Origin of the sequence: uncultured Sphingomonas sp., assembly GCF_937871615.1 — a bacterium.
Taxonomy (GTDB): domain Bacteria; phylum Pseudomonadota; class Alphaproteobacteria; order Sphingomonadales; family Sphingomonadaceae; genus Sphingomonas.
Genome location: NZ_CALMPA010000046.1, coordinates 138,846 through 165,497, shown reverse-complemented (window position 1 = coordinate 165,497; position 26,652 = coordinate 138,846). Strand labels below are relative to the sequence as shown.

30 protein-coding genes and 1 pseudogene are annotated in these 26,652 nt (G+C 63.5%); 6 read left to right on the top strand and 25 right to left on the bottom strand.

The features are described from left to right. Window positions 1-5: 5 nt before the first annotated feature. The 20 genes and pseudogenes from nuoL to Q0316_RS13635 form a co-directional block, all read right to left on the bottom strand. On the bottom strand, window positions 6-2,060 hold the full coding sequence (gene nuoL, locus Q0316_RS13730) for an NADH-quinone oxidoreductase subunit L (RefSeq protein WP_298673469.1): 2,055 nt from the start codon (window positions 2,058-2,060) through the stop codon (window positions 6-8). Window positions 2,061-2,063: 3 nt separating this feature from the next. Next, a complete protein-coding gene (nuoK, locus tag Q0316_RS13725; protein WP_179513603.1) occupies window positions 2,064-2,366 on the bottom strand; it encodes an NADH-quinone oxidoreductase subunit NuoK in 303 nt (100 codons plus the stop codon). An 8-nt stretch (window positions 2,367-2,374) separates the two neighbouring features. Continuing rightward, window positions 2,375-2,986 carry an NADH-quinone oxidoreductase subunit J gene (locus Q0316_RS13720; RefSeq protein ID WP_298673467.1) on the bottom strand — a complete coding sequence of 204 codons (612 nt, stop codon included), beginning with the start codon at window positions 2,984-2,986 and terminating at the stop codon, window positions 2,375-2,377. A gap of 48 nt (window positions 2,987-3,034) precedes the next feature. Then, on the bottom strand, window positions 3,035-3,520 hold the full coding sequence (gene nuoI, locus Q0316_RS13715) for an NADH-quinone oxidoreductase subunit NuoI (RefSeq protein WP_174837431.1): 486 nt from the start codon (window positions 3,518-3,520) through the stop codon (window positions 3,035-3,037). A 2-nt stretch (window positions 3,521-3,522) separates the two neighbouring features. Then, on the bottom strand, window positions 3,523-4,572 hold the full coding sequence (nuoH, locus tag Q0316_RS13710) for an NADH-quinone oxidoreductase subunit NuoH (protein WP_298673463.1): 1,050 nt from the start codon (window positions 4,570-4,572) through the stop codon (window positions 3,523-3,525). Window positions 4,573-4,696: 124 nt separating this feature from the next. After that, window positions 4,697-6,697, bottom strand: a complete 2,001-nt coding sequence (nuoG, locus tag Q0316_RS13705; RefSeq protein ID WP_298673460.1) for an NADH-quinone oxidoreductase subunit NuoG — start codon at window positions 6,695-6,697, stop codon at window positions 4,697-4,699. After that, complete coding sequence (locus tag Q0316_RS13700; RefSeq protein ID WP_298673458.1) at window positions 6,690-7,271, bottom strand: hypothetical protein; 582 nt, start codon at window positions 7,269-7,271, stop codon at window positions 6,690-6,692. Before Q0316_RS13700 ends, nuoG begins: the two co-directional genes overlap by 8 nt. Then, window positions 7,268-8,587 carry an NADH-quinone oxidoreductase subunit NuoF gene (gene nuoF / locus Q0316_RS13695; RefSeq protein WP_298673456.1) on the bottom strand — a complete coding sequence of 440 codons (1,320 nt, stop codon included), beginning with the start codon at window positions 8,585-8,587 and terminating at the stop codon, window positions 7,268-7,270. Before nuoF ends, Q0316_RS13700 begins: the two co-directional genes overlap by 4 nt. Then, window positions 8,584-9,264 (bottom strand): NAD(P)H-dependent oxidoreductase subunit E, encoded by a 681-nt coding sequence (locus Q0316_RS13690; RefSeq protein ID WP_298673454.1) that lies wholly within the window; start codon window positions 9,262-9,264, stop codon window positions 8,584-8,586. Before Q0316_RS13690 ends, nuoF begins: the two co-directional genes overlap by 4 nt. Continuing rightward, a complete protein-coding gene (locus tag Q0316_RS13685; protein WP_298673452.1) occupies window positions 9,264-9,602 on the bottom strand; it encodes a nuclear transport factor 2 family protein in 339 nt (112 codons plus the stop codon). The genes Q0316_RS13690 and Q0316_RS13685 overlap by 1 nt, the downstream gene beginning before the upstream one ends. Beyond that, entirely contained in the window at window positions 9,599-10,813 is a 1,215-nt protein-coding gene (locus Q0316_RS13680) for an NADH-quinone oxidoreductase subunit D (RefSeq protein WP_298673948.1), read from the bottom strand. Before Q0316_RS13680 ends, Q0316_RS13685 begins: the two co-directional genes overlap by 4 nt. Window positions 10,814-10,860: 47 nt before the next feature. Then, window positions 10,861-11,481, bottom strand: a pseudogene (locus Q0316_RS13675) (NADH-quinone oxidoreductase subunit C); the annotation flags it as partial. After that, window positions 11,478-12,044: an NADH-quinone oxidoreductase subunit B family protein gene (locus Q0316_RS13670; protein ID WP_298673449.1), complete on the bottom strand. Its 567-nt coding sequence runs from the start codon at window positions 12,042-12,044 to the stop codon at window positions 11,478-11,480. The pseudogene Q0316_RS13675 and the gene Q0316_RS13670, both read right to left, overlap by 4 nt. A 2-nt stretch (window positions 12,045-12,046) precedes the next feature. Further along, window positions 12,047-12,421 (bottom strand): NADH-quinone oxidoreductase subunit A, encoded by a 375-nt coding sequence (locus tag Q0316_RS13665; protein WP_298673446.1) that lies wholly within the window; start codon window positions 12,419-12,421, stop codon window positions 12,047-12,049. A gap of 265 nt (window positions 12,422-12,686) precedes the next feature. Then, window positions 12,687-13,499: an inositol monophosphatase family protein gene (locus Q0316_RS13660; protein ID WP_298673444.1), complete on the bottom strand. Its 813-nt coding sequence runs from the start codon at window positions 13,497-13,499 to the stop codon at window positions 12,687-12,689. Window positions 13,500-13,547: 48 nt separating this feature from the next. Then, on the bottom strand, window positions 13,548-14,111 hold the full coding sequence (gene efp / locus Q0316_RS13655; RefSeq protein WP_298673443.1) for an elongation factor P: 564 nt from the start codon (window positions 14,109-14,111) through the stop codon (window positions 13,548-13,550). Between the two features lie 96 nt (window positions 14,112-14,207). Further along, window positions 14,208-14,894: a thiamine phosphate synthase gene (gene thiE, locus Q0316_RS13650; protein ID WP_298673442.1), complete on the bottom strand. Its 687-nt coding sequence runs from the start codon at window positions 14,892-14,894 to the stop codon at window positions 14,208-14,210. A gap of 46 nt (window positions 14,895-14,940) precedes the next feature. Then, on the bottom strand, window positions 14,941-15,300 hold the full coding sequence (locus tag Q0316_RS13645) for an STAS/SEC14 domain-containing protein (RefSeq protein WP_298673441.1): 360 nt from the start codon (window positions 15,298-15,300) through the stop codon (window positions 14,941-14,943). Window positions 15,301-15,311: 11 nt separating this feature from the next. Next, a complete protein-coding gene (locus Q0316_RS13640) occupies window positions 15,312-15,959 on the bottom strand; it encodes a DsbA family oxidoreductase (RefSeq protein WP_298673438.1) in 648 nt (215 codons plus the stop codon). Between the two features lie 93 nt (window positions 15,960-16,052). Next, a complete protein-coding gene (locus Q0316_RS13635; RefSeq protein ID WP_298673437.1) occupies window positions 16,053-16,760 on the bottom strand; it encodes a lysoplasmalogenase family protein in 708 nt (235 codons plus the stop codon). On the opposite strand from Q0316_RS13635, the gene Q0316_RS13630 reads away from it, so the two are divergent. Then, a complete protein-coding gene (locus tag Q0316_RS13630; protein WP_298673435.1) occupies window positions 16,759-16,860 on the top strand; it encodes an FAD-dependent oxidoreductase in 102 nt (33 codons plus the stop codon). The genes Q0316_RS13635 and Q0316_RS13630 overlap by 2 nt on opposite strands. Here the strand turns inward: Q0316_RS13630 and Q0316_RS13625 are convergent. Continuing rightward, entirely contained in the window at window positions 16,843-17,994 is a 1,152-nt protein-coding gene (locus tag Q0316_RS13625) for a GNAT family N-acetyltransferase (RefSeq protein WP_298673433.1), read from the bottom strand. The genes Q0316_RS13630 and Q0316_RS13625 overlap by 18 nt on opposite strands. Before the next feature lie 22 nt (window positions 17,995-18,016). Between Q0316_RS13625 and Q0316_RS13620 the strand changes: the two genes are divergently transcribed. Both Q0316_RS13620 and trmFO read left to right on the top strand, forming a co-directional pair. Further along, window positions 18,017-18,652, top strand: a complete 636-nt coding sequence (locus Q0316_RS13620) for a class I SAM-dependent methyltransferase (RefSeq protein WP_298673432.1) — start codon at window positions 18,017-18,019, stop codon at window positions 18,650-18,652. Between the two features lie 215 nt (window positions 18,653-18,867). Beyond that, the gene (trmFO, locus tag Q0316_RS13615; RefSeq protein WP_298673431.1) at window positions 18,868-20,172 is read left to right on the top strand and encodes a methylenetetrahydrofolate--tRNA-(uracil(54)-C(5))-methyltransferase (FADH(2)-oxidizing) TrmFO; all 1,305 of its coding nucleotides are present in this window, start codon (window positions 18,868-18,870) and stop codon (window positions 20,170-20,172) included. A 4-nt stretch (window positions 20,173-20,176) separates the two neighbouring features. Here the strand turns inward: trmFO and Q0316_RS13610 are convergent, their stop codons facing one another. Both Q0316_RS13610 and Q0316_RS13605 read right to left on the bottom strand, forming a co-directional pair. Then, a complete protein-coding gene (locus tag Q0316_RS13610; RefSeq protein ID WP_298673430.1) occupies window positions 20,177-20,635 on the bottom strand; it encodes an EF-hand domain-containing protein in 459 nt (152 codons plus the stop codon). 32 nt (window positions 20,636-20,667) lie between these two features. Next, on the bottom strand, window positions 20,668-21,336 hold the full coding sequence (locus Q0316_RS13605; RefSeq protein WP_298673429.1) for a hypothetical protein: 669 nt from the start codon (window positions 21,334-21,336) through the stop codon (window positions 20,668-20,670). A gap of 122 nt (window positions 21,337-21,458) precedes the next feature. Between Q0316_RS13605 and Q0316_RS13600 the strand changes: the two genes are divergently transcribed. Genes Q0316_RS13600 through Q0316_RS13590 form a run of 3 tightly spaced genes read left to right on the top strand, consistent with a single transcriptional unit; the run spans window position 21,459 to window position 24,018 of the window. After that, a complete protein-coding gene (locus Q0316_RS13600) occupies window positions 21,459-22,031 on the top strand; it encodes a TadE/TadG family type IV pilus assembly protein (protein WP_298673428.1) in 573 nt (190 codons plus the stop codon). Then, window positions 22,028-22,597 (top strand): TadE/TadG family type IV pilus assembly protein, encoded by a 570-nt coding sequence (locus Q0316_RS13595; protein ID WP_298673425.1) that lies wholly within the window; start codon window positions 22,028-22,030, stop codon window positions 22,595-22,597. The genes Q0316_RS13600 and Q0316_RS13595 overlap by 4 nt, the downstream gene beginning before the upstream one ends. A 2-nt stretch (window positions 22,598-22,599) precedes the next feature. Next, on the top strand, window positions 22,600-24,018 hold the full coding sequence (locus Q0316_RS13590) for a TadE/TadG family type IV pilus assembly protein (protein WP_298673424.1): 1,419 nt from the start codon (window positions 22,600-22,602) through the stop codon (window positions 24,016-24,018). Between the two features lie 64 nt (window positions 24,019-24,082). On the opposite strand, the gene Q0316_RS13585 is transcribed toward Q0316_RS13590, so the two are convergent. Then, entirely contained in the window at window positions 24,083-25,468 is a 1,386-nt protein-coding gene (locus Q0316_RS13585; RefSeq protein WP_298673423.1) for a pyruvate dehydrogenase complex E1 component subunit beta, read from the bottom strand. A gap of 1 nt (window position 25,469) precedes the next feature. Further along, window positions 25,470-26,525: a pyruvate dehydrogenase (acetyl-transferring) E1 component subunit alpha gene (pdhA, locus tag Q0316_RS13580; RefSeq protein ID WP_298673422.1), complete on the bottom strand. Its 1,056-nt coding sequence runs from the start codon at window positions 26,523-26,525 to the stop codon at window positions 25,470-25,472. Window positions 26,526-26,652: the final 127 nt, after the last annotated feature.

The following is a 26,652-nucleotide window of genomic DNA, read 5'->3' as shown; positions in this document are numbered from 1 at the left end:
CCACCTCAACCCGCGATGACCCAGGTGACCGCGGCGGTGAGCCCGATCAGCATGACGAACGCATAAGTGTAAACATACCCTGTCTGAAGGCGTGACGCGACGCGGCTGCCCACCTGGACCACCCACGCCGAACCATTCGGCCCGAAGCGGTCGATCGTCCCCTCATCGCCCTTGTGCCACAGCAAGCGGCCGATCGCGAAGGCGGGGCGGACGAACAGCAGGTCGTACAATTCGTCGAAATACCATTTGTTGTACACAAAATCGTACAGAACCTCGAACGTCGCGGTGAAGCGCGCCGGAATATCGGTGCGCACGATATAGGCCAGCCACGCCCCCGCGAAGCCGAGTAGCATCACCACCGTCGCGGCGAGCTTCACCCAGACCGGCACCTCGTGCATCGCGTGCATCAGATGCTCGTTGAACGCGATCGACCCGCGCCAGAACGTCTCGCCGGCGGTCGGCTCGATGAACCAGCCGTGGAACACGAAGCCGGCGGCCACCGCGCCGATCGACAGCGCGATCAGCGGGATCAGCATGTTGAGCGGGCTTTCATGCGGGTGATAGCCCGCCGTGCCGGTCGCCATCTCATGCACGCCCACGTCATGCGCGTGAGTCGCGGGCGCGGCATGTTCGTCCGCCGGATTCTCGTGATGGCCATGCCCATCGTGGACGGCGTGCTGGATATGCTCCGACGCGGCCCAGCGCGGCTTGCCCCAGAAGGTGAGGAACATCAGGCGCCACGAATAGAAGCTGGTGAGCAGCGCGGCGATGACGCCGGCCCAGAACGCCCCCGGTTGCCCGGCCGCCCATGCCGCTTCGATGATACCGTCCTTCGAGTGATAGCCGGCAAAGCCGCCGACCCCGTAGATGCCCACGCCGGTGATCGCCAGCGTACCGAACATCATCGCCCAGAAGGTGACCGGGATATGCTTCCTGAGGCCACCGTAATAGCGCATGTCCTGCTCGTGGTGCATCGCATGGATCACCGAGCCGGCGCCGAGGAACAGCAGCGCCTTGAAGAACGCGTGCGTGAACAGGTGGAACATCGCCGCGCCATAGGCGCCGACGCCGGCGGCGAAGAACATATAGCCGAGCTGCGAACAGGTCGAATAAGCGATCACGCGCTTGATGTCGGTCTGTGTCGTGCCGATCGTGGCCGCGAAGAAGCAGGTCGCGGCGCCCACGACGGTGACGACATTGAGCGCGGTCTGCGATGTTTCGAACATCGGCGACAGGCGGCACACCATGAACACGCCCGCCGTCACCATCGTCGCGGCGTGGATCAGCGCCGACACCGGCGTCGGGCCTTCCATCGCATCCGGCAGCCAGGTGTGCAGGCCAAGCTGCGCCGATTTGCCCATCGCGCCGACGAATAGCAGCAGGCACAGCACCGTCATCGTATCGAAGCGATAACCGAGGAAGCCGATCGTCGATCCGGCCATGCCGGGCGCCGCGTGCAGGATTTCCGGGATCGAGAGGGTGTTGAACACCAGATAGGTGCCGAAGATGCCGAGCATGAAGCCCAGATCGCCAACGCGGTTGACGACGAACGCCTTGATCGCGGCGGCATTGGCGCTCGGCTTCTTGAACCAGAAACCGATCAGCAGATAGCTTGCGAGGCCAACGCCTTCCCAGCCGAAGAACATCTGGATCAGATTGTCCGCCGTCACCAGCATCAGCATCGCAAAGGTGAACAGCGAGAGATAGGCGAAGAAGCGCGGCTGATCCGGATCCTCCGCCATATAGCCCCAGCTATACAGGTGGACGAGCGCCGAGACGCTGGTGACCACCACGAGCATCACCGCCGTCAGCGCGTCAACGCGAAGCGCCCAACTCACATCCATCGAACCGGAAGTGATGAAATGCAGCACCGGCGTGACGCTCTCGCTCAGGCTCCCGGTCATGAAGCCGATGAAAATCGGCCACGACAGGGCGCATGAAACGAACAGCGCAGCCGTCGTCAGCGACTTGGCGATCGTATTGCCGAGGGCGCGATTGCCCAGCCCGGCAACCGCCGCCGCGAGCAGCGGCAGGAAAACGATGAAAAGGATCGAGGTCACGCTTTATCCCTTCATCCGGCTGGGATCATCGACCGAGATGGACCCGCGGCCACGGAAGAAGATGACGAGGATGGCAAGGCCGATCGCGGCCTCGCCAGCGGCGACGGTCAGCACGAACATGGCGAACACCTGCCCGACCAGATCGTTGAGCGCCGCCGAAAACGCCACAAGGTTGATGTTCACCGCAAGCAGGATCAGTTCGATCGCCATCAGGATGACGATGATGTTCTTGCGGTTGAGGAATATCCCCAGCACGCCCATCGTGAACAGGATCGCCGCCACGACAAGATAGTGGATCAGGCCGATTGAGCCGCTCACAGCTGCACCCCCTGGCCCACTTCGGGCCGCATGTTACGTGTCGCCTCGTCGGGCCGCCGCGCGATCTGCCGCGCGATATTCTGCATCCGGACGCCCTTGCGCTCGCGATGGGTCAGCACGATCGCGCCGATCATCGCCACCAGCAGCACCAGCCCGGCGCCCTCGAACACGAACAGATAGCGCGTGTACAGCAGGTTGCCGATCGCCTGGATGTTCGGGATCGCTTCGTTCACCGGCGCGGCGCGGCGCGCGAGATCAATCCCGCCCGCGCTCCACGCGCCCACGCCGATCAGCATCTCGCACACCAGCGCGACCGCCAGCACCAGGCCGATCGCGGCATAGCGCACGAAGCCCGCCCGCAGCGCCGCGAAGTCGATGTCGAGCATCATCACGACGAACAGGAACAGCACGGCGACCGCCCCCACATAGACGATGACGAGCAGCATCGCGATGAACTCGGCGCCGACCAGCACCATCAGCCCCGCGGCGTTGAAGAACGCGAGGATCAGCCACAGCACCGAATGCACCGGGTTGCGCGACGAGATCGTCATCGCGCCCGAAAGCAGCACGACGATCGCGAAAAGATAAAAGGCGAACGCCTGTATCACCGGCCGTTCTCCGCCAGAATCATGATAACCCCTGAAATCACTGCGCGCCTACCTGTACGCCGCGTCGGCGGCAAGGTTGGCTGCGATCGCGCGCTCCCACCTGTCACCGTTATCGAGCAGCTTGGCCTTGTCGTAGATCAACTCCTCGCGCGTTTCGGTCGCGAATTCATAGTTCGGCCCCTCGACGATCGCGTCGACCGGGCACGCTTCCTGACACAGGCCGCAATAGATGCACTTGGTCATGTCGATGTCGTAACGCGTGGTGCGGCGGCTGCCGTCGTCACGCGGCTCGGCCTCGATCGTGATCGCCTGCGCCGGGCAGATCGCCTCGCACAATTTGCACGCGATGCAGCGCTCCTCGCCATTGGGATAGCGGCGCAGCGCGTGTTCACCACGGAAGCGCGGGGAGACCGGATTGCGCTCGAACGGATAGTTGATCGTCGCCTTTGGCTTGAAGAAATACTTCAGGGTCAAAGCGTGCGCCTGCACGAACTCCCACAGCGTGAAGGCCTTGATCGTCGATGCGATACCCATCGTCAGAATCCTACCCGCATCCACATCAGGACGCCGGAAACGAGGAACACCCAGAACAGCGAGACCGGCAGAAACACCTTCCAGCCCAGCCGCATCAACTGGTCATAGCGATAGCGCGGGACCGTCGCCTTCACCCAGCTGAACACGAAGAAGAAGAACAGGATCTTGGCGAACAGCCAGATGATCCCCGGCACGGCATAAAGCGGCGCCCAGTCCAGCGGCGGCAGATACCCGCCCCAGAATAACGTGGCGTTGAGCGTGCACATCAGCAGCACGTTGGCATATTCGCCGAGCCAGTAGAGCGCGAAGCTCATCGACGAATATTCGGTCTGATAGCCCGCAACCAGTTCGCTCTCCGCCTCGGTCAGGTCGAACGGTGTACGCTGCGTCTCGGCCAGCGACGAGATGAAGAACATCACCGCCATCGGGAACAGCAACGGATTGAGGAAGAAGCCGTTGACCGGCGTATTCAGCACCCCGCGCTGCGCCTCGACGATCCCGGTCAGGTTGAACGTCCCCGCCCACAGCACGATCGAGATCAGGATGAAGCCGATCGCGACCTCATAGCTCACCATCTGCGCCGCCGAGCGGATCGCCGAGAAGAACGGATATTTGGAGTTCGACGACCAGCCTGCAAGGATGATGCCGTACACGCCGAGCGACGATGCCGCGAGCACATAGAGTAGCCCGACGTTGATGTCTGACAGCACCACGCCGAGTTGGAACGGCACCACCGCCCAGACGATCAGCGCCACGGTGAAGGTGATGATCGGGGCGAGGATGAACAGGCCGCGATTGGCCGCCGCCGGGATAATGGTTTCCTGAAGGAAGACCTTCAGGCCATCGGCGAACGATTGGAGCAGGCCGAACGGCCCGACGACGTTCGGCCCGCGCCTGAGCGCCATTGCCGCCCAGATCTTGCGATCGGCGTAAATAATCATCGCCACCGCCAGCATCAGCGGCAGCGCGATGACCAGGATGCCGACCAGCGTGGCGACGAACCATGCCCACTCATGGGACAGGCCGATGGTGTTCTCGAAAAAGGCGGTCACTTCAACTTCCCCCCCGCCGTCATCCCCACGCAGGCGGGGAACCACTCACGCTGAATCCCGATCGAACCACAACCATTGCCGCAATGGATTCCCGCCTGCGCGGGAATGACGGAGCCGCGCGCCATCACTCAGCCGCCTCCGCGAAGGTCTCACCATGGATCAGTTCCGCCGAGCAGCGCTGCATCGTCGGCGATGCGCGGCAGATCACGTTGGTGAGGTAGAAATCCTTGATCGGATAGCCCGCGATCACGCCTTCAGCCTTCGCATCGAGCGCCGGCGGGTTCCACGCGAAGCTGACCAGGCCGACGTTCGCAAGGTCTGGGCAATCCACGGCCATCGCGGCGCGCAATTCCTCCAGCGTATCGAACGGCAGCGTCTTGCCGAGCTTTTCGGACAGCGCGCGCAGGATCGTCCAGTCATCACGCGCATCGCCCGGCGCGAACACCGCGCGCTCGCCACGCTGGACGCGCCCTTCGAGATTGACCCAGGTGCCCGATTTCTCGGCATAGCTCGCCCCCGGCAGGACGACATCGGCATGATGCGCGCCCTGATCGCCATGGTGGCCGATATAGACCTTGAACCCGACGAACTTGCCGAAATCGCACTCATCCGCGCCAAGAAAGAACGCGAGCTTCGCGCCATAAAGCGCGGAAATGCCTTCCTTCTGCGCATAGCCGAGCATCAGCCCGCCCATCCGGCTGGCCGAGAAATGGAGGACGTTATAACCGTTCCACCCATCCTTGATGAGGCCGAGCTTGTCGACCAGCGCCAGCGTAGCGCCCTGCGCGCCCTTCATCGCCGCGCCGCCGACGATCATCATCGGTCGCTCGGCCTTCGCGAAGGCATCAGTCACCGCCGCCGGCAGATTGCCGAGCACCGCGAGATCGTCGCCCAGCCACTCAATTTTATAGGTGAGATCGACCTCCGGCCCGACCGCGAACACCTTCGCACCCTTCTTGATCGCCTTGCGGATGCGGGTGTTCACCAGGCTCGCTTCCCAGCGCACGTTGGTGCCGACCAGCAGGATCACGTCCGCCGTCTCCGCGCCCGCGATCGTGGTGTTGAAATTCACCGCCGCGAGGCTGGACGTATCGTAATCCATCCCCGTCTGCCGCCCTTCGAGCAGCGACGAGCCGAACGACTTCGCCAGCGCCTTGGCCGCGAACAGCGTTTCGCAATCGGCCTGATCGCCGGAGACGACCCCAACGCTGTCGCCAACGCCCTTCGCCACGTCGGCGATCGCCGCAAAGGCTTCGTCCCACGTCGCTTCGATCAGCTTGCCGTCACGCCGCACGAACGGGCGATCGAGCCGGCGACGCACCAGGCCGTCAACCGCGTGGCGCGTCTTGTCGGTCGCCCACTCCTCGTTCACGTCATCGTTGATGCGCGGCACGCAGCGCAGCACCTGCCGGCCACGGCTGTCGAGGCGGATATTGGTGCCCACCGCGTCCATCACGTCGATGGTCAGCGTCTTCTGCAACTCCCACGGGCGCGCCTCGAACGCATAAGGCTTGGAGGTCAGCGCGCCGACGGGGCAGAGATCGACCACATTGCCCGAAAGCTCGCTGGTGACCGCGCCTTCCAGATAGGAGGTGATCTGCATATTCTCGCCGCGATAAAGCGCGCCGATTTCCTCAACCCCCGCCACTTCCTCGGCGAAACGGATGCAGCGCGTGCACTGGATGCAGCGCGTCATCACCGTCTTGACGATCGGCCCCATATATTTCTCGGTCACCGCGCGCTTGTTTTCCTCGAAGCGCGAGGTGCCGCGACCGTAAGCGATCGACTGATCCTGCAAATCACACTCGCCGCCCTGATCGCAGATCGGGCAATCGAGCGGGTGATTGATGAGCAGGAATTCCATCACGCCTTCGCGGGCGTTCTTCACCATCGGCGTGTTGGTGAAAATCTCCTGATTGTCCGCCGCGGGCAGCGCGCAGCTTGCCTGCGGCTTGGGCGGCCCCGGCTTCACCTCGACGAGGCACATGCGACAATTGCCGGCGATCGAGAGCCGCTCGTGATAGCAGAAGCGCGGGATTTCCTTGCCCGCAAGCTCACACGCCTGCAGCACGGTGGCGCCCTGCGGCACCTCAATCTCTACGCCGTCGACTTTTACTTTAGGCATTGGTCAGCGTCCCGTCGCTGGAGATCGGCGCGCATGTCTTTTCGACTGACTGCTCAGGCTTCGGAACAATCCGCAAACTCTGCGGCAATCGCACCGGCTTTCCCTCGATCTCATCGTAATATTGAATGTAGGTCGTCGTCCGAACCGCAGCGTCGATCCGCACCACGTCATAGCGATAGGTAAAAACCTTGCCATCGCTGTTCAGACGGTAGCGACATAGTTCGACGACGACGTCAGCTTGGTCGCTGCCGGCGGAGGTTTTCGGCCTAACCCCTTTCAATGTCGAAGCGAAGCGCTTGAAATCGTAGAAGCTCTCGCCTTTGCGTTCATTCGCGGCGACCGTGCCGCATAACGCCGAAAGACGCAGCCCTAACAACGACTCTGCGCTTTCGAAGGAGACATGATAGTCTGGCGGAGTCATCGCGATCCACTTCGCGGCGGATGCCGGCGCGGTTTGCCAAACACAGGCCGCCCAAGCATTATCGCCCGGCTTCGCGATCGCCGGTGACGTGCAAAGCATCGCAGCCGCAAATACGCCGGTAATGAACCGGACAAGAGCAACGGTACCGATCACTCCGCCGCCTCCTGCAACGGAGCCGCATCCCCGCCCTTGCGCTCGTTGATGCGGCGTTCCAGTTCGGGGCGGAAGTGGCGGATGAGGCCCTGGATCGGCCATGCGGCGGCGTCGCCGAGGGCGCAGATCGTATGGCCTTCCACCTGCTTCGTCACTTGCTGAAGCATGTCGATTTCGCCGATGTCGGCATCGCCGGTGCGCAGCCGCTCCATCACGCGCCACATCCAGCCGGTGCCTTCGCGGCACGGCGTGCACTGGCCGCAGCTCTCGTGCTTGTAGAAATAGGAGATGCGGCTGATCGCGCGGACGATATCGGTGGATTTGTCCATGACGATGATCGCCGCGGTGCCAAGGCCCGAGCCGACCGCCTTCAGCCCATCGAAATCCATCGGACAATCAATGATGTCCTTCGCCGGCACCAGCGGCACCGAGGAGCCGCCGGGGATCACCGCGAGCAGATTGTCCCACCCGCCGCGAATGCCGCCGCAATGCTTTTCGATCAGTTCGCGGAACGAGATGCTCATCGCTTCCTCGACCACGCACGGGCGCTCGACATGGCCGGAGATCTGAAAGAGCTTGGTGCCCCGGTTGTTCTCGTTGCCGAAACTCGCAAACCATGCAGCGCCGCGCCGCAGGATCGTCGGCGCGACCGCGATGCTCTCGACATTGTTCACCGTCGTCGGGCAGCCATAGAGACCGGCACCTGCCGGGAACGGCGGCTTGAGGCGTGGCTGGCCCTTCTTGCCCTCCAGGCTTTCCAGCATCGCGGTTTCTTCGCCGCAGATATAGGCGCCCGCGCCGCGATGGACGAACACGTCGAAATCATAGCCCGAGCCGCAGGCGTTCTTGCCGATCAGCCCGGCATCATAAGCCTCGGCCACGGCGGCGAACAACGTCTCCGCCTCGCGGATATATTCGCCGCGAATGTAGATATAGGCGGCGCGCGCGCGCATCGCGAAGCCGGCGACCAGCGCGCCCTCGATCAGCTTGTGCGGATCGTGGCGGATGATCTCGCGATCCTTGCAACTGCCCGGCTCGGATTCGTCGGCGTTGATGACGAGGAAGCTCGGGCGATCCGCGCGCGGCTCCTTGGGCATGAACGACCATTTCATGCCGGTCGGGAAACCCGCCCCGCCGCGCCCGCGCAGGCCGGACGCCTTCATCTCGTCGATGATCTTGTCCTGCCCCAGATCGAGCAGCGCCTTGGTATTGTCCCAATCGCCACGCGCCCGCGCGGCATCGAGCCGCCACGATTGATAGCCGTAGAGGTTGGTGAAAATGCGGTCCTTGTCGGCCAGCGGAGCGATCGCGCTCATGCCACATTCCCCCATTCGGGCCGGTAATCATGGTTTTCGGCGACCATCGCGGCAAGCGAGGTCGGCTCGCCAAGCGGCTCTACGGTGTGGCGCCCCGGCTCCTGCGTGCCGGCCTTGGGGCTTTCGCCGCGCTCAAGCGCCTCAAGGATCGCGATCGTGCGATCGTAATCAAGGTCTTCGTAATTATCGTCGTTGATCTGCACCATCGGGGCGGACGAGCAATTGCCCATACATTCCACCTCGGTCAGCGTGAACAGACCGTCGGGCGTGGTCTTGCCCTTGATGAGGCCCTTGTTGCGGCACGCCGCCATCACATCGTCGGAGCCGCGCAACATGCACGGCGTCGTGCCGCACACCTGCACGTGATAGCGACCGACCGGCGCCATGTTGAACATCGTGTAGAAGGTCGCGACCTCCAGCACGCGCATATAGGGCACGCCGATCTCGCGCGCGACGAACTCGATCACCGGGATCGGCAGCCAGCCTTGCGTCTGCGTCTCCGCGCCGACCTGCCGCTGGGCGAGATCGAGCAGCGGGATCGAGCCGGATTGCTCGCGCCCCTTGGGGTAGCGCGCGAGAATCTCGTCGCGCTTCTTCTGGTTTTCCGCGGTCCATGCAAACGCGCCCCAGCGCGCGCGAACCTCTGCCTCATTGGGGATTTCCGGTGCGTCGGCCATCAGCGCACGAACTCCACACGCGACACCTTGTCGCCTTCAAACGTATAGATCGTCATCACCTCGAACGGCTCCGCCTCTGCCGAGCGGCGGACACTTTCGTGCAGCACGGCATATTCGCCCAGCGCATAAGCGGAGAGGATTTCAGCGCGGTTCAGCGGAAATTCGGCGAACATCGCCTTCAGCCCGGAACGCACGCCCTCGCGGCCATCGCGCACGACAGCGCCGCGATAGCCCGCCTCGCACGCGTCTTCGGTCATCAGCGCGACATAACCGTCCGCATCCTGCGCATTATAGCGCGCGATCAGTTCGCGCGCGATCGCCACCCGATCAACGCTCACCGATCACACTCCCCGAACACGATATCCATCGCGCCAAGGATCGCGGTGGTGTCCGCGAGCATATGCCCCTTGCTCATCATGTCCATCGCCTGAAGGTGGCTGAACGCGGTCGGCCGAATCTTGCAGCGATAGGGTTTGTTCGAGCCGTCGGCGACGAGATACACGCCGAACTCGCCCTTCGGGCTTTCGGTCGCGACATATACTTCGCCGGCGGGGACGTGATACCCTTCCGAATAAAGCTTGAAGTGGTGGATGAGCGCTTCCATCGAGCTTTTCATCTCGCCGCGCTTCGGCGGCACCACCTTGCGATCGAGCGAGGCGGTCGGCCCGCCGGGCATCTCGTTCAGGCACTGGCGCATGATACGGGCAGACTGGCGCACTTCCTCGACGCGGACCATGAAGCGATCATAACAATCGCCGCGCGTGCCCACCGGCACCTCGAAATCCATTTTCGCGTAAGCGTCATAGGGCTGCGACTTGCGCAAATCCCACGGAATGCCCGAGCCGCGGATCATCGGGCCGGAGAAGCCCCATTTGATCGCATCCTCGCGGCTCACCGTCGCGATATCGACGTTGCGCTGCTTGAAGATGCGGTTGTCCGCAACCAGGCTGATCGCATCCTCGAACAGCACGGGCAGGCGCGTGTCGAGCCAGTCGCCAATATCGGTCAGCAGCTTCAGCGGCACATCCTGATGCACGCCGCCGGGGCGGAAATAATTGGAGTGCATCCGCGCGCCGGAAGCACGCTCGAAGAAGTTGAGGCAATCCTCGCGGATTTCGAACAGCCACAGGTTCGGCGTCATCGCGCCAACGTCCATGACGTGGCTGCCGAGGTTGAGCATGTGGTTCGAGATACGGGTCAGCTCGGCGAAGAACGTGCGCAGATATTGCGCGCGGATCGGCACCTCCAGATCGAGCAGCTTCTCCACCGCGAGCACGAAGCTGTGCTCCATGCCGAGCGGCGAGCAATAATCGAGCCGGTCGAAATACGGCAGCGCCTGCGCGTAAGTCTTGTATTCGATCAGCTTTTCGGTGCCGCGATGCAGCAGCCCAACGTGCGGATCGACCCGCTCGATGATCTCGCCGTCCAGTTCCATGACGAGGCGCAACACGCCGTGCGCCGCCGGATGCTGCGGGCCGAAGTTGATCGTATAGTTCTGGATCGCGACATCGCCCTCGGACGGATGCGCGACATCCGTTTCGTGAAGCATCTTCTCGATCGCGGGATCGGTCAGGGTATCGGTCACTTGCCCTCTCCCTTCGCCTTCTCGTCTCCGGGCAGCACATATTGCGCGCCTTCCCACGGGCTCATGAAGTCGAAGCTGCGGAAATCCTGCGCGAGTTGCACCGGCTCATAGACGACGCGCTTCGCTTCTTCCGAATAACGCAGCTCGACGAAGCCCGAGAGCGGGAAATCCTTGCGCTGCGGATGGCCGCGAAAGCCGTAATCGGTGAGGATGCGGCGCAGATCGCGGTTGCCCGCGAACAGCACGCCGTACATGTCGTAAACCTCGCGCTCCAGCCAGCCGGCGACCGGCCAGATATCGGTGACGGTGGGGACCGGGGTTTCCTCGGTCGCCGACACATGCACATGGATGCGATGGTTGCGGGTCAGCGAAAGCAGGCAATAGACCACCTCGAACCGCTCCGCGCGGTCCGGGAAGTCCACCCCGGCGATCTCCATAAGCTGCTGATATTCGAGGCCGGGCGTATCGCGCAGCGCGATCATCGTGTCGATCAGGCCGTCACGCTTCACGAACAGCGCGACCTCGCCCACCGCGTCGCGCGTGTCGATCAGCGCAGGCCCCAGCGCGGCGCGCGCCGCCTCGATCGTGGCGGCGTTCAGATCGGCGGCGAATGCCGGTGCCGGCGCCTTCATCGCTCGATGCTCCCGCTGCGGCGGATCTTACGCTGCAACTGCATGATGCCGTAAAGCAACGCCTCGGCGGTCGGCGGGCAGCCGGGGACATAGATATCCACCGGCACGATCCGATCGCAGCCGCGCACCACGCTGTAGCTATAGTGATAATAGCCGCCGCCATTGGCGCACGACCCCATCGAGATGACGTATTTCGGCTCCGACATCTGGTCATAGACCTTGCGGAGCGCGGGCGCCATCTTGTTGCAGAGCGTGCCCGCGACGATCATCACGTCGGACTGGCGCGGGCTGGCGCGCGGCGCGGCACCGAAACGCTCCAGATCATAACGCGGCATGTTGACGTGGATCATCTCCACCGCGCAGCACGCGAGGCCGAAGGTCATCCACCACAAGGAGCCGGTGCGCGCCCATTGGAACAGCTCCTCCGTCGAGGTGACGAGAAAGCCCTTGTCGGTGAGTTCGCCGTTGAGACTATCGAAAAAGCCCTGATCGGGCGGCACGACGGCCTGCCCGCTGGGATCATGCCGCAGCTCGACAGGGCCGCCAAGAGAGCTGGTGGACATATTCATTCCCAATCCAACGCCCCTTTCTTCCAGGCATAGGCAAGGCCGAGCGCAAGCTCGCCAATGAAGATCATCATGCTGATCCACGCCGTCCAGCCGAGCGTGAACACGCTGACCGCCCACGGAAACAGGAACGCGGCTTCGAGATCGAAGATGATGAACAGAATCGCGACGAGATAGAAACGCACGTCGAACTGGCTGCGCGAATCCTCGAACGCGGGGAAGCCGCACTCATATTCCGCCAGCTTTTCCGGCGTGGGATTATGCGTGCCCGTGAAGCGTTGGGCGATCATCGGCAGGAACACGAACGCGCTGGAAAGCACGATCGCGATGCCGAGGAACATCAGGATTGGCAGATATTGCGACAGGTCGACCACGGGTATCTCGCAGATGCGAAAATGGATGGGGGCGCTTTAGGCGGATGGGTCCGGACGGGCAAGCGCCGGAGGCGTGAGAATGATTCGCAATTGAACGGTTTTGCGGCGAATTTCGTTGGCTGAGGCACGGAGGAGGCGAGAATCCGCCCTTCATTTTGTCTGTCATTCCCGCGCAGGCGGGAATCCATAAGTACATAGGCTTGCGATGGAACGCGACGTCAGCCAGAATGGATTCCCGCCTGCGCGGGGAATGACGGGGAGCGGCTTAGCGCAGCGCGTTCGCCACCAGCTTGTGCAGCTTCGAATGAAGCGCATCATTGGCGGCGAGATATTCGTTCCGCTCGATCGCGCGATCGCCACCACGGAAATCGGTGACGAAACCGCCAGCCTCCTTCACCAGCAACATGCCAGCGGCGACATCCCAGATATTGAGATTGCTTTCCCAATAAGCATCGAACCGCCCCGCGGCGACCCATGCGAGATCGAGCGCGGCGGAGCCGAGCCGGCGAATCCCCGCCACCTGCGGCGCCACCGCGCCGAAGATGCGCGTCCATTGCACGAAATCGCCATGCCCCATGAACGGGATGCCGGTGGCGATCAGCGCCTCCGACGGATCGCGCCGCGCCGAAACGCGCAGCCGTTCGGACTGCACCCATGCGCCCCGGCCCTTTTCGGCCCAGAAACTTTCGTCGGTCAGCGGCTGATAGACGAGCGCCGTCGTCACCTCGCGCTTGCCGTTGGGCAGTGGCTCATCGACCGCGATCGACATCGCGAAATGCGGGATGCCGTGGAGGAAGTTCGACGTGCCGTCGAGCGGATCAATGATGAAGCGCGGCTTGTTCGGATCGCCCTCGATCGTGCCGCGCTCCTCCATCACGAAGCCCCAGTCGGGCCGCGCCTTGGACAATTCCTCGTACAGCGTCTGCTCGGCGCGCTTGTCGGCCATCGAGACGAAATCGGCTGGCCCCTTGCGGCTCACCTGAAGCTGCTGGACCTCGTTGAAATCGCGACGCAGCCGCGGCGCGGCCTTGCGCGCCGCGCGCTCGATGATGGTGAACAGGCCCGAATGGGATGGCATTTCAATAACTCCCCCCTCCCTTCAGAGAGGGAGGGGTTTCAAATCGGGTTAGTCGGCGCGGCGGACGTAAGCTTGCTCATACACATCGACCACGATGCGCGTGCCGCTCGCAATATGCGGCGGCACCATGATGCGCACGCCGTTATCGAGCACCGCCGGCTTGTAGCTGGACGAAGCCGTCTGCCCCTTCACCACGGCATCGGCCTCCACGATCGTCGCCTCGATCGTGTCGGGCAACTGCACGCTGATCGCTTCCTCGTCGTACAGTTCCATCACCACGTCCATCCCGTCCTGCAGGAAGGCGGCGGCATCGCCGAGCAGATCGCGCGGCAGCGTCACCTGATCGTAGGTGTCCTTGTCCATGAAGACGAGCCCGTCGCCCTCGGCGAACAGGAACTGAAAGTCCTTGGTATCAAGCCGCACGCGCTCCACCGTTTCGGCGGAACGGAAGCGGACGTTGTTCTTGCGGCCATCGCGCAGGTTCTTCAGCTCGACCTGCATATAGGCGCCGCCCTTGCCGGGCTGGGTATGCTGGATCTTCACGGCACGCCAGATGCCGCCTTCGTATTCGATGATATTGCCGGGGCGAATGTCCACGCCGCTGATCTTCATGGGTCTTGACCTACTGGAAAGAGCGTTGGGGCCATCCGAGGCCCCGTTGGCCCGCGATCTAGCGGCGCGCGCGCGATCCGGCAAGCTGGGGCAGGATCACTGCCCGCCCAGCACTTCGGCAAAGGCGCGCACCGCCGCCGCCTCGTCCCCGCCCCACACGGCGTTGCTCACCGCGAGGAAATCCGCGCCCGCCGCAACAAGCGGGGCGGCATTCGCCGGCGTGATGCCGCCGATCGCGACACAGGGCAGCTCGAACAGCGCGGACCACCATGACAGGATCACCGGCTCGGGATGATGCCCCACCTCCTTGGTGGAGGTGGGATAGAAAGCGCCGAACGCGACATAATCCGCCCCCGCTTCCCCCGCCTCCATCGCGAGATGGCGGCTGTCATGACAGGTGACGCCGATCTGCACATTGGGGCCGAGCACGTTGCGCGCCTCGCGCGGATCACCGTCCTCCTGCCCGAGATGCACGCCATCCGCGCCGAGCCGCTTTGCAAGGCTGACCGAATCATTGACGATGAAGGCGCATTCGCGATCGGCACAGATGCGCTGAAGCGGCTCGGCGAGGCGTGCCGCTTCATGCTGGTCCACGCCCTTCACGCGATACTGGAAGGCCGCCACCGGCCCGGCATCGAGCGCGCGGGCAAGGCGATCGCCGAACCCGCCCGACACGTCTAGCGGGGAGATCAGGTAAAGCTGGCAGGGCGGTCGCCGAAGATCGCGCACGAATGCGGCGGCGAAATCGGGGTCGAGCGGGCCAAGCGGATCATCTTCGTCCATACCGCCGCCCTACGGGCAGCGCCGCGCGCCCGCAATGGGCCGCGTATCAGGCCGCTCCCCGCGCCCAGGCGCGCGCCGCGTCCATCTCGCCCATTCCGAAGGTCTTGAGTTCGATCGGCAGCATCGCCGCCATCACCCGTGCGACCGGGCCGATCCAGCCCGAATCCGTCACCATCGCGCACCGCCCGAAACGATCGAGATGGCCAAAGCTCCATTTCACATCCTGCCACCACAGATGCGGGGTGATCCCGCCGAATTTGCGGACCACCTCCACGACGTTCACCTTGCCGTGCCTGGCGAACGCGCCTTCCAGCACTGTCACCACATTATCGAAATCGGCGCGGGTGATGGCGCCGTCCACCACCAGCTCTACCAGCCCGTCATCCGCGACCTCGATCGCCAGCATCGTGCCTCTCCTCAATTCTCCGCCGCGATGCGCCGGATCGCCCGTTCATAGGCGGCGGGTTCCTGCGCGCCCTGAACGATGTAACGCTCGTCGATGATGATGGTTGGCACGGAGGTGACGCCATTCTCCCGCCATTCCCGCTCGATGGCGCGCACGTCGGCGGCAAAGGCACCGCTCTCGATCACCGCGCGGGCGCCCGCTTCATCCAGCCCCGCCGTGCGCGCGGCCTCGGCCAGCACCACCGGATCGCCCGGATCGCGCCCATCGGTGAAATAAAGCCGGAACAGGGCGTGGGCGAGCGACAGACCCCGCCCCTCGCGCTGCGCATGGTCGATCAGGCGATGCGCGTCGAACGTATTATAGATGCGCCCGCCCGGCCGCTGCGCCATCTCAAACCCCAAAGCCGCCGCCATCGTGCGAATCCGTTCGCGCACTTCGCCCCCGCCGCCGGCCTGCGCGCCATATTTCTCGCGCAGATGCTCGGCGATATCCTGCCCGCCGGGCGGCATATGCGGATTAAGCTCGAACGGCTGGAGCCGGATCACCGGCGTCACCACGTCGCCCGTCGCATCGAGCGCCTGCTCCAGCCCGAGCAGCCCGATCACGCACCATGGGCACACCACGTCCGAAATCACGTCGAAGGTCATCGTGCGGGTCACGCCGTTACTCCCGGAATGAGATGGATCACATCGCCCCCCGGCGCGTCGCCCGCGCGCAGCCATATGCGGTGGCAATCCGCCATCGCCCTGGCTTCATAGCCGATGGTGCAAGCGATCATCATATGCTTTCGCGCCCAACTTCGTGACCACGCCCCAGGCGATCAACGCCTGACCGCCGAAATAGGTCGGCCAGATCAGCAGATGCGGCAAAACGCCACTTACCAGCCCTCCCGCCCGCGCGAAGATCAGCAGATCGGAGAGGACGAACAGCCACGCGCCGAGCGCCACGAAGGGGCGCGCAAAACGCGATCCGCTCGCCCCGCCCGCCATCGCGCCCAGCCCGATCGCATAAACGGCGACGCCGGCGCCCGGCAGGATCAGCCACGCCGCCCCCGCCACCGCGGCGGCACCGATGACGATGCCTGCCCAGGAGGCGCCATTGCGTCGATAGAGCGCCACCGCGACGACATGCCCGGCAAGAAACGCGACCGCGCCCACCTCCAGCCCCGCGATCTCCAGCAACACATCGCCCGCCGCGCCAAGCGCCAGCACGATGGCGATCAGCCAGCCATCGGCGCTCCTTGCCCGCCGCGCCGCCCAGAGCGCGAGCAATGCGACACCCGCCCCCTTCCACACCACGATCGCCGGGCCGCTCCACACGGCAAGCACGGCGATCATAAAGCTGGCTCCAGCGATCAGCGCCGCGACGAATCCTATCCCCATGCGCATGTTGTAACGCAGGATCGCGCGCGCGCCAGCCGCTGGCGATCCGCGCCAGGCGGCGCTAACGCCGCGCATCATGACCCACGACATTCATATCATCGGCGGCGGCCTCGCCGGATCGGAAGCCGCCTGGCAACTCGCCGAGGCGGGCGCGCGCATTTCAGGTCTTCCTGGATAGCAGTCTCTTCACTTTTCCGGCGATGCGCCGAACGATCTTCGCGCGCGCCACCATTTTTCGTCGGGCGATTAGCGTCCTGCCGCGCCAGTTCAGCGCAACCACGTAGGAGACACGCTCCTCCGTCCGATCCGCCCATCGCATCTTGTATTCGTCCTGGGTGATCCGAAGATCTATATCGGAACAGCGGTCGGCGGCGAAATCAACTAACCCGTCGAGTAGCAGATGACCCGGCGAGAATGCCGAATATGCCGCATCGTTGGCGACGACGAAAAACTCGATATCCCTGGCAAGCAGCAAGAACGCGCCCGCGATATATTTTCCATCGAGCGTGACGGCGAATCCGATCACATTGCTGCCGGACTGCCCCAGTAGGTCGGCAAAGAAGGCCTCGCTGGCTGATGACCGAATCCAGTTCTTGCCGATTCCTTTGGAATCCAGCCACTCGCGCTTTGTGGCAAACATCCAGCGCGAGAAAGCGTCGGCCTTTTCGACCGGCACGGGCGCAACGTCGATTTCGCCCAAACGAGATAACCGGCTTCGATTGTTTCGTATCGACTGTCGGAAGCTCTTGGATTTCGCCTTCCGCCATGCGTCAGGGTCATCGCCGACGGTGATGATGGGAGAGTAAACCGAGGTCTTGAGAAAGGGGCCATTGCTCTCGATCGCCGCGCATAGGGGCGTGCCTGGACGCAGGTTATAGACCTCGATCGCGTCCCCCTCGCCGCGAAGCCTGTTCAGCGCCTCTCCGCAAGTCTCGGTGTCCATAATGCCTAGCGCGCCGGCATATTCCTCTCTGCTGCCACAGCCGAGATGGCGGATAATCCCGGAGCGTTGATCGAGATAGAGCGGCCAAATCGCGACTGGAGTATCGTTTCGCTCAATGACAACAACGCGGAGCCGAGCGTCCGAAGCCATCGCCGCTACACGCCAGCCAGCCGCGAAATATGGAAGATCTAGGGCAACTGGCCGATCGGCGCTTCCTTCTCTCAGCGCGCGGCATTCGGGCCGCAGTGACACCACGGCCTCTATGTCATCAACGACGGTAACGCGCAGAGGCGCATCTTTCTTCCCGTGCTTCCATTCGTAGGGTTCTGGACCTGTTTCAACATCAAGGGTTAACTTGCCGTCCGTCATGTTTCGAACCTATCCTGCGGCCATGGCCAGCGAGCAATCTTTTCGAACGCGACTGCTTAATAGGGCCGGCTGGGAAATATCCAAAATCAACGATCGCTTCCAGGATTGGCGGCTTGGCATCGACACCATTGATCGGCTCCGCAGCACTCATGAAGCCGATTTGCGTTCAAAGTTCCGTCCAAACGAGGGGACGAGCTACCGTGCCCTCAACCTAATTGCTCGATCTTTCGTAGTCAGGGATGATGACGCCCTCGTTGATATCGGATGCGGATTTGGGCGGGCAATCTGCTATTTCGCGTATCGTGGCGCAGGTCGAAAGTTCGTAGGTATCGAACTGCGTCCGGACGACGCCGAGCAGGCGCGCAGAAATGCCTCAAAGATCGACGGAGTGCCGATATCCATCATCACCGGGGATGCGACCGAACAACAATATTCGGATGCTTCCGCGTTTTACATTTACAACCCTTTTGATGGCGAAGTGATGCGCCGAACGCTGGCGCGGATTCACGCCCAGCAAACTCGCGACATTCGCATCTGCTACGTCAATCCGGTTGAACGTTCGATATTCGAAGCCGCTGGCTGGCTTGAACAGGTGCATAGTTCGTTCGTGCCTTACAGGTCTGGAAAGACCGAAGTAACGATCTGGCACTCGCGCTAAGGAAAAGCGTGCCGGGCGGGGCTGTGTGTGATTGGCAATCTGATCTCTCGGGGCACATGGAAGCGCATGTGTGGTGACATTCCTGCTGCCCGGCCCAGGGATCAGATAGTCGTGGCCCCGCCACGCTGCATTTTCTACCGTGGGGAAAACGTGGGGGAACGTGGGGATTTTCCAGTCCCCCGCAACCCCTGACGTCCCACTCAAAAGGACCGGAAATGAAGCATCAGGTGCATGTGATTGGTGGTGGCCTGGCGGGGTGCGAGGCCGCATTTCAGCTCGCAAATTCAGGTATTTCCGTAAAATTGTCCGAGATGCGGGGGGAGCATATGACCCCGGCCCATCACACTGACAAGCTAGCAGAACTCGTCTGCTCGAACAGCTTTCGCTCGGACGATGCGGAAAGCAACGCGGTCGGCCTCTTGCATCAGGAGATGCGCGCGCTCGGCTCGCTTGTCATGCGCGAGGGCGATGCGCATCGCGTACCCGCCGGATCGGCGCTGGCGGTGGATCGCGATGGCTTTGCCGCCGGTGTCACGGCGGCGCTCATCGCGCATCCGAACATCACGATCGTCCGTGAACGTGTCGACGCTTTGCCCGACGGCCCCGCGATCATCGCCACCGGGCCGCTGACCGCGCCATCGCTCGCCGAGGCGATCGGCGCGGAGACGGGCAAGGACTCGCTCGCCTTCTTCGATGCGATCGCCCCGATCGTCCACCGTGATTCGATCGACATGGACGTGGCATGGTTCCAGAGCCGCTGGGACAAGGGCGACGGCAAGGATTACATCAATTGCCCGCTCGACAGGGAGCAATATGAAACCTTCGTCGCCGCGCTGATCGCCGGCGAGAAGACCGAATATCGCGGCTGGGAAAACGTCCCCTATTTCGAGGGCTGTATGCCGATCGAGGTGATGGCGGAACGCGGGCCGGAGACATTGCGCTTCGGCCCGATGAAGCCGGTCGGGCTGGATGACCCGCGCACCGGGCGCTGGCCATATGCGGTGGTGCAACTGCGGCAAGACAATGCCAGCGGCACCTTGTGGAACATCGTCGGCTTCCAAACCAAGCTGAAACACGCCGAACAGGTGCGCCTGTTCCGCACCATTCCGGGGCTGGAGAAGGCGGAGTTCGCGCGGCTCGGCGGCCTGCATCGCAACACTTTCCTGCGCTCACCCGAGTTGCTCGACAGCGAATTGCGGCTGAAGACGCGCCCCAACATCCGCTTCGCCGGGCAGGTGACCGGATGCGAAGGCTATATCGAGAGCGCGAGCATCGGGCTGCTCGCGGGCCGCTTCGCCGCCGCCGAACTGGCCGGGCGCCCGCTCGCCCCGCCGCCGGTGGAAACCGCGCTCGGCGCGTTGCTTCACCATATCACCGGCGCGGCGGTGGCGGAAACCTATCAGCCGATGAACGTCAATTTCGGGCTGTTTCCCCCGATCGCTGGCCGCACCAAAAAGGCCGATCGCAAACGGCTCTACACCGATCGCGCCCGCGCCGCGCTGGCGGGCTGGCTCGGCTAGACGCCTAATCCTCAGCCGCCGCCGGCGCCGGGGCGCAGACGCATTTCGGCTTCGGGCGGCGCTTCGGTGCGGTGGTAGCGAATTCGCCGCGATCGAGCGTGCCGGAACGATCACGATCGGCATCGGCGAATTTCGTTATCGGCTTCACCGCCCATTCCTCGAACGAAAGCCTGCCGTCGCCATTGGTATCGAGCTTCGCGAATGCCTTGCGCCGGGACGCGAGATATTCCTCCCGCGTGATGCGTCCGTCACGATCCTTGTCATAACGGTCGAAACGCTTCTGTTCGCGGGTGCGATCGCTCGCTTCGGGAACGCCGGGCGCCGCTTCGTCGTCCACCTGTACTCGCGATGCGAGTGGCGGCGGAGGCAGCGCCGGCTCGCGTGCCGCATTGCCGTGGAACAGCATCCATCCCGCCGCGACCATCAACAGCGCGGCAACGCCGCCCACCGCATAACGCCACATCCGCGCCCCTCCCCTTGCCCGATATGACCAGATTATCGCCCGCCGAGCCAGTGGCGAAATAGCCGCGCGGCGCGGCGGATACTGCCGGGAGGCGCCCCGCCGCGCAGATCGGCCCGCGCCAGCAGCGCCATCCCGGACAACGGGCGAAGCGCGCGCGGCCAGCGATCCCCGCGCGTCAGCCCGTCAAGCCGCTCAGCCGCGATCCGCCGCGCACCCGGATCGCCTAAGCCCGCCAGCGCCCATCCCGCGCCCGCATCGCGCAATCCGCGATGCTCCCCGCCCAGCAATCGCGCCGCGATCGCGAACACCGCTTCGCCACGATCGGCGGCGTGACCGGCAAAGGCAGCCGCCGGATCGCTGTCGATCGCGAGCAGCGCCTCCCACCCGTCAACGATCCGCGCGAGTTCGGCGCCGGTGACGCCGCGCGGCAGAAGATGCGCCGATACCGCGCGGAGGATCGGTTCAGCCGGTGGCGGCGCGCCATCCAGCGCGGCCAGCGCCTCATGCCACCAGGTCAGCCGCATCTGGCCGATCAGCGGATCGCGCGCCGCCGCGACGATTTCGCCCAGCCGATCGTCAAGCGCCAGCAACGCCGCCAGCCCCGCGCGGGACGCAACCGGCGCATAGGAAAGGATGATGCGCCGCTCGATCAGATGCCCCTGATCGGGGATCGGCGGCGGGGCTGGCTCACTGGAGATCATCAACAAGTGACTGCTCGGCGACGGCTGGCGCGTCAACCGCGCCGCACAATTTGAGGTTTTCTTAAGGCTGCCGGATTTAAGATCGAATCGGGACTATTTTTCGGGACGGGAATTCAGGCGGAATGGCGTCCGAGGCGCATCAGGCAAAGCGAGTCGCGCGTGGTCGGCGCGCGTTGCGGTCGCTCATTCGCGATCGGCGTGGCGCGACGATCCTCGAATTCGCCGCGGTGGCCGCGCCGTTCATCGCGCTGGTCCTCGCGATCCTGCAAACCGCTTTGGTGTTCTTTTCGCAACAGGCGCTGGAAACCAGCGCGGAGCGGACCGCGCGCCAACTGATTACCGGCGCCGCGCAAAGCGGCGGGATGACGCCGACAGCATTCAAGGCGGCGGCCTGCGCCAACCTGCCGGCGTTCATGAAATGCGCCAATCTGATGATCGACGTGCAGAACGCCTCCAGCTTCGCCGCCGTCAACGTATCCGCCCCCGCGCTCACATACGACAGCAACGGCAACGTCACCAACACCTGGGGCTTCTCGCCGGGCGGGGCGGGCAGCATCGTCGTCATGCGCACGATGTACCGACTACCCGTGGTCGGCGCGCCATTGGGCTTCAACCTGTCGAACATGGCCGGCAGCCAGCGGCTGCTGATCGCGACATCGGTGTTCAAAACCGAACCTTATGGAAGCGGCTCATGAACAGCCTGATCCGCACGATGACACGCCGGCTGCGCGACGATCGACGCGGCCTTGGCGCCGTGGAATTCGCGATGGTCGCGCCGTTCCTGATCCTGCTTTATCTCGGCGGCTATCAGTTGATGGATGCGACTTCCGCCTATCGCAAGGTGACCACCACCACGCGCACGCTGGCGGACGTGACCTCGCAGTTCACCTCCGTGCAGTCGAGCGATCTGGATAATATCATGGGCGCTGCGGCGTCGGTGATGACGCCCTATTCGGCCAGCAACGCCACAACGCGCGTCTCCGAAATCGCGATCAGCGCGGCGGGTATGCCAAGCGTCGTTTGGAGCCGGGCGAGCGACGGCGTGCTGCTCAAAACCAGCGATCTCTATGCAACGCCGGGGGTGCCGAGCGGCGCGGTGCCCGTCCAGCTTCGGGTGCCGGGCACGAACCTGATATATGCCGAGGTAAGTTACGCTTACACGCCCGTTGCCGGGGCGCAATTGATCGGGCCGATGAATTTCCGGGACAGGATTTTCATGAATCCACGTCGTTCAACCGATATTCCTTGCACGGGCTGCTGATTATGTCGCTGCTTTCATCATTGCGCATCGGATCGGTCTCCGTCCGGCATTTCCTTTCGCGCCTGCGCCGCGACATTTCCGGAAACGTGCTGATCCTGTTCGGCTTCGCGATTGTTCCAATGGCCTTCGCCACGGGAATGGGCATCGACTATGCGCGCGCGGCAAAGCTCAGGACCAAGATGAACGCGCTGGCCGACGCCGCCGCGCTGGCCGGCGTCACGCAGACGATGATGAGCCAAGACGACGCGACCGCCACCCTTACCGCGCGTAACATGTTCAACACGCAGGCATCCTCGCTCACGGGCGTAACCTATGATCCGTCAACGCTGGTCGTCACGATCACGCATCCGACCGGCCCAGGCTCCCGCACCATGACGGTGAGCTATTCGGCGCTATCGCAGAATTCGTTCGGCGGCATTCTCGGCTCCCCGACGATCGCGATCGGCGGAACCTCGACATCGAACAACGTCGTGGCGCCGAACATAGATTTCTACATGCTGCTCGACACCTCGCCGTCGATGTTGCTGCCCGCAACCAGCGCGGGCCTGTCGGCGATGATAAGCGCAACCAGCGGGGCCGTAAGCGGCGGCTGCGCCTTTGCATGTCATCAGACCAATCTCACGTACAGCAAAGGCGTAAAGGGCGTCACCGACAACACCGAACTGGTGTGCGATTCAAAGAACAAGAACTGCAAGGATTTCTATACCGTCGCGGTGAACAACGGAATCGTTCTTCGCACCGATCTGCTCCACAATGCCGTATCCGATCTCACCGATCTCGCCACCAGCATGTCATCGAGCAACAAGGCGAAATATCGGATGGGCCTGTTTTCATTCGACAAGACATTCAAGCAGTTGTGGCCCTCCGTTGTCGCGGCGCCGAATGTCGATGCCAGCCTTTCGACCGTGAAGCTGCACGTCACGGACGCGCAGGTGCTCGTCTATTGCCAGAACAATTATTACAAATGCGGGACGAACGACAACGACACCGCCACCAGTTTCACCAAGGCTTTCAGCGGCATCCTGGGCGCGATGCCGACGACGCCGGGAAATGGCACGAACTATAACGGCGACACGCCGCAGGCGGTGATGTTTCTCATCACCGACGGGATGTGGGACGAAACCCGTCCCGGCGGCAGACCCGAAGGCCCGATCTCGACCACCCAGTGCGACACGATCAAGGCGCGCGGGATCCGCATCGCCGTGTTATACACCGAATATCTGCCGGATTCGGCCAGCGATGGCTGGTCGCAAACCAATGTAAAGGCGCCGTATCTGTCACCCACCGACAAGATCAGCCCGCCGCTCCAGCAATGCGCGTCGCCGGGCCTTTACACCAAGGTGACAACCGACAGCGATATCTCGACCGCGCTGGCACAATTGTTTCAGGCCGCCGTGGCAACCGCCCGCCTCACCAATTGAACAACAAAAAGGCCGGCGGCGCCCTTTGACGCCGCCGGCCTGAATTTTAAGGATCGTCAGTGCGTTACTGGCGATACGTAACCTTCTTCACCCCCGCGACGATTTTGTCGGTGGAGATCAGCGCCAGCTTCTCCAGGTTCGCGGCATAGGGAAGCGGCACGTCCTCGTTGCAGACGCGGACCACCGGGGCGTCGAGATCGTCGAACCCCTCCTCCATGCAGATCGTGACGATCTCGCTCGCGATCGAGCAGGTCGGCCAGCCTTCTTCGGCCACGACCAGCCGGTTGGTCTTGGCGAGTGACTTCAGCACCGTCTGCTTGTCGAGCGGGCGCAGCGTGCGCAGGTCGATCACCTCGGCGTCGATCCCTTCCGCAGCCAGCTTGTCGGCGGCTTCGAGCGCGAGGCCCACGCCGATCGAATAGCTCACGATCGTCACGTCCTTGCCTTCGCGCATGATGCGTGCCTTGCCGATCGGCAGCACCCAGTCATCGAGCTTGGGCACCTCGAACGTGCGACCATAGAGCAGCTCGTTTTCGAGGAACACCACCGGATCCTGCGAGCGGATCGCCGCCTTCAGCAGGCCCTTCGCATCGGCCGCGTCATATGGCGCGATAACGATCAGGCCGGGAACGCTGGCATACCATGGCCCGTAATTCTGGCTGTGCTGCGCGCCCACGCGACTCGCCGCGCCGTTCGGCCCGCGGAACACGATCGGGCAGCGCATCTGGCCGCCGGACATGTAATTGGTCTTGGCGGCCGAGTTCACGATATGGTCGATCGCCTGCATCGCGAAGTTGAACGTCATGAACTCGACGATCGGGCGCAGGCCGCCCATCGCCGCACCCGTGCCGACGCCGGCAAAGCCATATTCGGTGATCGGCGTGTCGATCACGCGGCGGTCGCCGAACTCGTCGAGCAGCCCCTGCGTCACCTTGTACGCGCCCTGATATTGCGCGACTTCCTCGCCCATCACGAACACGCGATCGTCGGCGCGCATTTCCTCGGCCATCGCGTCGCGCAGCGCCTCGCGCAGCGTGAGCTTCACCATCTCGGTGCCAGCCGGAACCGCGGGATCGCTCACCTCCGCATCGTGCTTCGCCGCGTCGAACATCTGGCGCGCGCCGGTTTCCACCTTGTGTGGCTCGGGCGCGGGGCTTTCCGCGCTGGCGGCGGCGGGCGCCGGCTTCGGGCTGGCCGCCACATCCTCGCCCTCACCGGCGATCCGCATGATGACGGTGCCGACCTTCACGCCATCCGTCCCCTCGCCGACGAGAATCTGCGCGACGGTGCCTTCATCGACCGCCTCGAATTCCATCGTCGCCTTGTCGGTTTCGATCTCGGCGAGAATGTCGCCGGACTTTACGGTGTCGCCTTCCTTGACGAGCCACTTGGCGAGCGTGCCTTCTTCCATCGTGGGCGACAGCGCCGGCATCTTGATGTCGATCGCCATCTCAATATTTCTCCACCAGCACGTCGGTATAAAGTTCTTCGGGTTCGGGTTCGGGGGTATTCTCCGCGAAATCGGCGGATTCGTTCACCTGCCGGCGAATTTCCGCCTCGACCGCCTTCAGATCGTCTTCCTTCACGCCTTCGGCTTCGAGCAGCTTCTTGACGTGTTCGATCGGATCGGACTTGTCGCGCACCGCCTGCACTTCCTCGCGGCTGCGATATTTCGCCGGATCGGACATGGAATGGCCGCGATAGCGATAGGTCTTCATCTCAAGGATGATCGGCCCCTTGCCCGCGCGCACCCACACCAGCGCTTCTTCAGCAGCGCCGCGCGAGGCGAGCACATCCATCCCGTCGACCTGGATGCCGGGGATGCGGAAGCTCTCGCCGCGGCGATAGAGCTGGTCTTCCGACGACGCGCGGTTGACCGACGTGCCCATCGCATATTGATTGTTCTCGATCACGAAGATCACCGGCAGCTTCCACAGTTCCGCCATGTTGAACGCTTCGTAAACCTGGCCCTGATTGGCCGCGCCATCACCGAAATAGGCGAGGCACACGCCGCCATCACCGGAATATTTGTGCGCAAAGCCAAGGCCCGCGCCAAGCGACACCTGCGCGCCGACGATGCCGTGCCCGCCGTAGAACTTATGCTCCACGCTGAACATGTGCATCGAGCCGCCCTTGCCCCTGGAGATGCCCGCGGCGCGCCCGGTAAGCTCGGCCATCACATCCTTGGGCGGAATGCCGCACAGCAGCATATGGCCGTGATCGCGATAGCCGGTGATGACCGAATCCTTCTCGGTCAGCGCGGATTGCAGGCCGACGGCGACCGCCTCCTGACCGATATACAGATGGCAGAAGCCGCCGATCAGGCCGAGGCCGTAAAGCTGGCCCGCCTTCTCCTCGAAGCGGCGGATCAACAGCATGTCGTGATAGAATTTGAGCAGCTCGTCCTTCGAAGCCTTGTAAGGCTGCGGCTCGGCGGGACGCTCCCGATTGGGCGTCGCTGGCGGCGCGCTGCTGGTTCGTGTGCTCCGTGCGGGGGCTTTTGCCACGTCTAAAAAGACCTCGTTTCCTAGGGGAAGTTCGGTGCCTATAGTCTCCGAGCGGGCGAAGGCGCAATCCGCGCCGTGCCACAAGATCGCCTATCGCCCACCCAGCAAGAAGCCACGTTGCGAACCG